5 protein-coding genes are annotated in these 6,617 nt (G+C 75.4%); 1 reads left to right on the top strand and 4 read right to left on the bottom strand.

The window, feature by feature from the left end; all coding sequences use genetic code 11:
* Window positions 1-55 precede the first annotated feature (55 nt).
* The gene (gene cobC, locus ACZ4YL_RS15600; RefSeq protein ID WP_468116879.1) at window positions 56-1,477 is read right to left on the bottom strand and encodes an Rv2231c family pyridoxal phosphate-dependent protein CobC; all 1,422 of its coding nucleotides are present in this window, start codon (window positions 1,475-1,477) and stop codon (window positions 56-58) included.
* A gap of 143 nt (window positions 1,478-1,620) precedes the next feature.
* Between cobC and ACZ4YL_RS15595 the strand changes: the two genes are divergently transcribed.
* The gene (locus ACZ4YL_RS15595; RefSeq protein WP_468116878.1) at window positions 1,621-2,346 is read left to right on the top strand and encodes a ZIP family metal transporter; all 726 of its coding nucleotides are present in this window, start codon (window positions 1,621-1,623) and stop codon (window positions 2,344-2,346) included.
* Between the two features lie 20 nt (window positions 2,347-2,366).
* On the opposite strand, the gene ACZ4YL_RS15590 is transcribed toward ACZ4YL_RS15595, so the two are convergent.
* From ACZ4YL_RS15590 to ACZ4YL_RS15580, 3 genes are read right to left on the bottom strand one after another with little or no spacing between them, the layout of a single operon-like run.
* On the bottom strand, window positions 2,367-3,836 hold the full coding sequence (locus ACZ4YL_RS15590) for a cobyrinate a,c-diamide synthase (RefSeq protein WP_468116877.1): 1,470 nt from the start codon (window positions 3,834-3,836) through the stop codon (window positions 2,367-2,369).
* Window positions 3,830-4,429: a cob(I)yrinic acid a,c-diamide adenosyltransferase gene (gene cobO, locus ACZ4YL_RS15585; protein WP_030013115.1), complete on the bottom strand. Its 600-nt coding sequence runs from the start codon at window positions 4,427-4,429 to the stop codon at window positions 3,830-3,832. Before cobO ends, ACZ4YL_RS15590 begins: the two co-directional genes overlap by 7 nt.
* Window positions 4,429-6,570, bottom strand: a complete 2,142-nt coding sequence (locus ACZ4YL_RS15580) for a putative cobaltochelatase (RefSeq protein ID WP_468116875.1) — start codon at window positions 6,568-6,570, stop codon at window positions 4,429-4,431. The genes cobO and ACZ4YL_RS15580 overlap by 1 nt, the downstream gene beginning before the upstream one ends.
* Window positions 6,571-6,617 lie beyond the last annotated feature (47 nt).

Here is a 6,617-nt window from a genome sequence, read left to right as displayed (position 1 = left end):
ACGCTCGGCCCGCGCAGCTCACGCTCGGCCCGCGCAGCTCGTGCTCGGCTCACGGTCAGCGCGCGGCCAGTGCGAGGGCGTGGTCCAGGGCCTGGAGCAGCCGGCCCGTCGTCGCCCGGTCGCGCACCGCCAGCCGGAGCCAGGAGTGGTCCAGCCCCGGGAAGGTGTCCCCGCGGCGCACGGCGAAGCCGAGGGCGCGCAGCCGGGTGCGGACCTCGGCCCCGCCCGCCACCCGGATCAGGACGAACGGCCCCTCCGCCACCCCGACGACCGTCACCTCGTCGAACTCCGCGAGTCCGGCCAGCAGATGCGCCCGGTCCACCGCGATCCGCCGGGCCGCCTCCTCCGCCTCGGCCAGCGCCGCCGGAGCCACACAGGCCTCGGCCGCCACCAGGGCCGGGGTCGACACCGGCCACAGCGGCTGTGCGGCCGCCAGTTTCGCGATCACCCCGGACTCGGCCAGCACGTAGCCGATCCGCAGCCCCGCCAGCCCCCACGTCTTGGTCAGGCTCCGCAGCACCACCAGCCCCGGCAGGTCCATCCGTCCGGCCAGGGCCTCCCGCTCGCCCGGGACCGCGTCCATGAACGCCTCGTCCACGACCAGGATCCGGCCCGGCCGGGCCAGCGCGGAGAGGGTTCTCGCCGGGTGCAGCACGGACGTCGGGTTGGTCGGATTGCCGATCACCACCAGGTCCGCGTCCTCGGGCACGTCCGCCGGGTCCAGCCGGAAGCCGTCCGCCGCCCGCAGCACCACGCGCTCGACCTGGTGCCCCGCGTCCCGCAGAGCCGCTTCCGGCTCGGTGAACTGCGGATGCACCACGACCGGCCGTACGGCTCCCAGGGCCCGGGCGATCAGTACGAAAGCCTCCGCGGCCCCGGCCGTCAGCAGCACCCGCTCGACCGGCAGCCCGTGCCGGGCCGCCACCGCCGCGCGGGCGCGCCGCCCGTCGGGATATGCGGCGAGATCCCCGAGGGAGGCGGCGATCCGCTGCTTGAGCCAGTCCGGGGGAGTATCCGCCCGTACGTTGACCGCCAAGTCCACCAGCGCGGAGCCCGCGTCGATCACCTCGGCGTCCCCGTGATGGCGCAGGTCGTGCGCGTGAGACGTGGCCACGGCGCAGGTCGCCGACACCGACCGCCGCTTGGGCACGAGGAGTTCCCCGCCGCCCGCGAGGGCCGCGGCCTCCGCCACCGAGGGGGTCCCGGTGGCGGCGCGCGCCGCCTCCGAGGGGTGCGGCACGGCGATGGCGGCCAGCTGTGCGGCGGGGTAGCTCAGCAGGGGCACGCCGAAACGTTCCGCCGCACCCGTGATCCCGGCCTCGCCCGCCTTCGACTCCACCGTGGCCAGCGCCGTCACCGCCCCCACGGCCAGCCCGGCCCCCCGCAGCGTCTCCTCGACCAGGGCGCAGACCTCCGCGACGGAAACCCCCGCGCGTCCGCCGACCCCGACCACCACCTGCGTCGCGTACTCGCCCACCGGGGGCCCTCCTTCCGTAGTCACCGTCGCCGTCGCCGTCACCGTCACTGGAACACCACCGGCCGGTCGGTCGTCAACCCTCCGCCACCCGCTACCCGCGCGGGGACGTGCGCGCGGGGCGAGGAGTCTGTATTCAGGGGCGCATGGCCGTGATCGTGGCGTTGGGCGCGTTCCTGATGACCCTGGCGGGCGGATGGGCGGCGCAGCGCGTCACCGACCGCCGCCACCTCGTGCTGGGCCTGGCCGGCGGGCTGATGCTCGGCGTCGTGGGCCTCGACCTGCTCCCGGAGGCCCTCCACGCGGCGGGCGGCGAGGTGTTCGGCGTACCGCTCGCCCTGCTGCTCTTCGTCGGCGGCTTCCTCGTCGCGCACGTCGTGGAACGGCTGCTGGCGGTCCGCCAGGCCGCGCACGGCGCCGAGAACGGCGGCCGCACCCCCCAGGTCGGGCTCACCGCGGCCGCGGCCATGGTCGGCCACAGCCTCGCCGACGGGGTGGCCCTGGGCGCGGCCTTCCAGGTCGGCGGCGGGATGGGCGTGGCCGTAGCGCTGGCCGTCATCACCCACGACTTCGCCGACGGGTTCAACACGTACACGCTCACCAGCCTCTACGGGAACGACCGCCGCAAGGCCCTGATGATGCTCTTCGCGGACGCCGTCGCCCCCGTCGTGGGCGCGGCGTCCACTCTGCTGTTCACCCTTCCGGAGGAACCCCTCGGCGCATACCTCGGCTTCTTCGGAGGCGTCCTGCTGTACCTCGCGTCCGCCGAGATCCTCCCCGAGGCCCACCACAAGCACCCCGCCCTGTCCACGCTGATGTGCACGGTGGGCGGGGTGGCCGGGATCTGGCTGGTGGTGGGCATCGCGGACTGAGCGCCGGCCGGGGACGGAGGTCACCGCCGTGCTGCCGCGGCTTCCGTGAAACGGCGCGCGACGGACGGCTCCGCCGCCCAGTGCGTGTGCAGATAGCTCGCGTGCACGCCCTGCTGCACGAAGCCCTCGACCCGGCGCTCCGGGTGCGTGAACCCCCACGCCGGGGCCGCCCCGGCGCCCGGCTCGATCACCGTCCGGTGGAACTCGTGCCCGCGCAGCCGGGTCCCGGCCCGCGCGAGCACGCTGTCGGACACCGCCACCGCCTCGCGGTAGCCGAGGGTGAGGCGCTCCGACATCCGCGCGTCGGCGTCGAGCACCCCGCACATGGGCTTCCCGTCCAGCGACCGGCCGAGGTACAGCAGCCCGGCGCACTCCGCGGCGACCGGGCCGCCGGCCGCGGCGAAGGCGGCGACGGCCGCCCGCAGCGGTTCGTTGGCGGACAGTTCGGGCGCGTACATCTCCGGGAAGCCGCCGCCGATCACCAGGCCGGAGGTGCCGGGCGGCAGCGCCTCGTCCCGGAGCGGGTCAAAGGTGACGACCTCCGCTCCGGCGGCGGTGAGCAGCTCCGTGTGCTCGGCGTAGGAGAACGTGAACGCCGGTCCGCCCGCGACGGCGACCACCGGCCGCCTGCCGGGGGCTCCGCTGAGGTCTGCCGGTGCGGCGCCGTTGCCGGGGGCGCTGCCCCCGGACCCCCGCGCCTCAAACGCCGGCGAGGCTGAAGTACGGCCCCGGCTGCGCGTCAGCGCAGCAGCCGGCGACCACGCCTCGCAGTCCAGCGGCGGGGCCGTGCGGGCCAGGGCCATCAGGGCGTCCAGGTCGCAGCCCGCCCGGACCTGCGCGGCCAGCGCCGACACCGAGGCCAGCGCGTCGGTGTGCCGCTCGGCCACCGGGACCAGCCCCAGATGGCGCGAGGGCGTGGCCACCTGCGGAGCCCGCCGCAGGACACCGAGGACCGGCATCCCCGCCTCCTCCAGGGCCTCCCGCAGCATCACCTCGTGCCGGTCGGAGCCGACCTTGTTCAGGATCACGCCCCCCAGCCGCACCTGCGGGTCGAAGGACGCGAAGCCGTGCACCAGCGCCGCCACCGACCGCGACTGCGAGGAGGCGTCGACCACCAGCACCACCGGCGCCCGCAGCAACTTCGCGACCTGCGCCGTCGACGCCAGCTCACCCCGGCCCGCGGCGCCGTCGTAGAGCCCCATGACGCCCTCGACCACGGCCAGATCGCACCCGGCGGCCCCGTGCGCGAACAGCGGAGCGACCAGCTCCGGCCCGCACATGAAGGCGTCGAGGTTGCGTCCCGGCCGGCCGGTGGCCAGAGCGTGGTAGCCGGGGTCGATGTAGTCGGGCCCGGCCTTGTGCGGGGACACGGCGAGGCCGCGCTCCGAGAAGGCCGCCATCAGGCCCGTGGCCACGGTGGTCTTGCCGCTGCCGGACGACGGGGCGGCGATGACCAGCCGGGGCACGCTGAAGCGGTACGAAGTCACCACTCGATGCCCTTCTGGCCCTTCTGTCCCGTGTCCATCGGGTGCTTGACCTTGGTCATCTCGGTGACGAGGTCCGCGAACTCCACCAGCTTCTCCGGCGCGTTGCGGCCCGTGATCACCACGTGCTGCGTGCCGGGACGGTTGCGCAGCACCTCGATGACCTCGTCGACGTCGATCCAGCCCCAGTGCATCGGGTAGGCGAACTCGTCGAGCACGTACAGCTTGTGCGTCTCGGCGGCCAGATCGCGCTTGACCTGCTCCCAGCCCTCCTTGGCCGCCTGCTCGTTGTCGAGCTGCGCGTCCCGCTGGACCCAGGACCAGCCCTCGCCCATCTTGTGCCAGACGACGGAGCCGCCCTCGCCGGAGGCGCCGAGCACCTTGAGCGCGTTCTCCTCGCCGACCTTCCACTTCGCCGACTTGACGAACTGGAACACCCCGATCGGCCAGCCCTGGTTCCAGGCGCGCAGCGCCAGCCCGAAGGCCGCCGTGGACTTGCCCTTGCCGGGGCCGGTGTGGACGAAGACCAGCGGACGGTTGCGGCGCTGGCGCGTGGTGAGCCCGTCGTCCGGAACGACGGACGGCTGTCCCTGAGGCATTACGCGGCCCTCCTGTTGCTGTTGTTGCTGCTGCGGGGTGAAGCGGTGGATGTCACTGCGGTACGTACGTTCTTCACGAGCCCGGCCAGCGAGTCGGCCCGCAGCCCGTCGAGCGTGACGGCCGGACCGCCGAGGTCCCGGGCCAGTACGCCGGCCAGCCCCAGCCGGACCGGCCCGGACTCGCAGTCCACGACCACCGAGGCGACGCCCCCGGCCTGCAGCAGCCGCGCGCTGTGCCCGGCGAGCTCCCGCGGGCTGCTGTCCGTGCGGCCCCCGGCGTTCCCGGCCGAGGTGGCCCGCCCGTCGGTGACGACCACGAGCAGCGGCCGGCGCGAGGGATCCCGCAGCCGCTCGATCCGCAGCACCTCGTGGGCCTTCAGCAGCCCGGCGGCCAGCGGGGTGCGGCCGCCCGTCGGCAGCTGCTCCAGCCGGGCCGCCGCCGCGTCCACCGAGGAGGTCGGCGGCAGGGCCAGCTCGGCCGTGGCACCCCGGAAGGTGATCAGACCGACCTTGTCCCGGCGCTGGTAGGCGTCCAGGAGCAGGGACAGCACCGCCCCCTTGACCGCGCCCATGCGCTGCCGGGCGGCCATGGAACCGGAGGCGTCGACGACGAACAGGACGAGGTTGCCCTCGCGCCCCTCCCGCGTGGCCTGGCGCAGATCGTCCTTGCGGATCACGAGGCCGCGCCCGTCGCGGCCGCGCGCCTTCTGGTGCGGGGCGGCGGCCTGGATGGTGGCGGTCAGGTGCAGTTTCGTCAGGTGCCCGCGCGGGCGCTGGGCGCCGGTGGTGCGGCCGTGGGCGGTGCGGGCACGGGACCGGCGGCCGGACGCGCCCTCGCCGAGGCCGGGCACGCTGAGCATCTTGGTCCGGAACGGCTCTGCGGCACGGACCGCGGCCTGCTCGGGCCCGGCGGCCTCCTGGGCTGAGGGCTGCGGGGCCTCGGGGGCTTCCGCGGGGGCCTCGCCGCCCTCGGGAGCCTCGGGGGTCTCGGCCGAGGCGCCCGGGTCCTGCGGTCCGGCGCCCTGCGGGGGCGTGCCACCAGGGCCGCCGTCGGGACCGCCGTCCCCGGGTCCGTCGTCGTCGGGGCCCTGGGGGTCCGGCTCGGGCTCGGGCTCGGGCTCCGGCTCCTCGTCGGGGAACTCGTCCAGGATCCGGTCGAGCATGTCCTCGTCCAGCCCCGGCGCGTCGAACGGGTTGCGGCGCCGCCGGTGGGGGAGCGCCAGCAGGGCGGCCTGCCGGACGTCCTCCTTGCGTACGTCGGTCCGCCCGGCCCAGGCGGCCAGCGCGGTCGCGGTCCGGGCCATCACGATGTCGGCACGCATCCCGTCGACCTCGAACCCGGCGCAGGTCGCCGCGATCTGCAGCAGCGCGGTGTCGCCGAGCGAGACCTTCGGGAGCAGCGCCCGCGCGGCCACCACCCGGGCGCGGACCTCGTGCTCGTCCCCGGCCCAGCGGGTCGCGAAGCCCGCGGGGTCGTCCTCGTAGGCGAGCCGGCGGCGGACCACCTCGACGCGCTGGGAGGGCTCGCGGGAGGCGGCCACCTCGACGGTGAGCCCGAACCGGTCCAGGAGCTGCGGCCGCAGCTCGCCCTCCTCGGGGTTCATCGTGCCGACGAGCAGGAAGCGGGCGGCGTGCCGGACGGAGACGCCCTCGCGCTCCACGTACGAGGCGCCCATCGCGGCGGCGTCCAGCAGCAGGTCGATCAGGTGGTCGTGGAGGAGATTGACCTCGTCGACGTAGAGGATTCCGCGGTGGGCGTCGGCGAGCAGCCCGGGCTCGAACGCCTTCACGCCCTCGGCGAGGGCCCGTTCGATGTCGAGGGCGCCGACGAGGCGGTCCTCCGAGGCGCCGACGGGCAGCTCCACCATGCGGGCGGGCCGGGCGCCGCCGGGGCCGGACTCGTGCGGGCCGTCCGGGCAGGCCGGGTCCGGCGCGGTGGGCGCGCAGCTGAACCGGCAGCCCGACACGACGTCGACCTGCGGCAGCAGTGCGGACAGCGCGCGGACGGCGGTGGACTTGGCGGTCCCCTTCTCACCGCGCACGAGCACCCCGCCGACCGCCGGGCTCACGGCGTTGAGCAGGAGCGCCAGCCGCAGGTCGGACTGGCCGACCACTGCGGTGAACGGGTAGGGCGTGCTCATGCGTTGCTCACTCCTTGGAAGGTGCGGACCGTTGCCGTGTGCGGCGC

Source organism: Streptomyces sp. NPDC030021, assembly GCF_055574035.1.
Note: the sequence above shows the minus strand (reverse complement) of the source record. Positions and strands in the feature narration are given on the sequence as shown.

Coding starts and splice junctions, on each gene's coding strand:
- cobO (WP_030013115.1), bottom strand. CDS start 4,429: ATGCCTCAGGGACAGCCGTCCGTCGTTCCGGACGACGGGCTCACCACG.
- ACZ4YL_RS15580 (WP_468116875.1), bottom strand. CDS start 6,570: ATGAGCACGCCCTACCCGTTCACCGCAGTGGTCGGCCAGTCCGACCTG.
- ACZ4YL_RS15595 (WP_468116878.1), top strand. CDS start 1,621: ATGGCCGTGATCGTGGCGTTGGGCGCGTTCCTGATGACCCTGGCGGGC.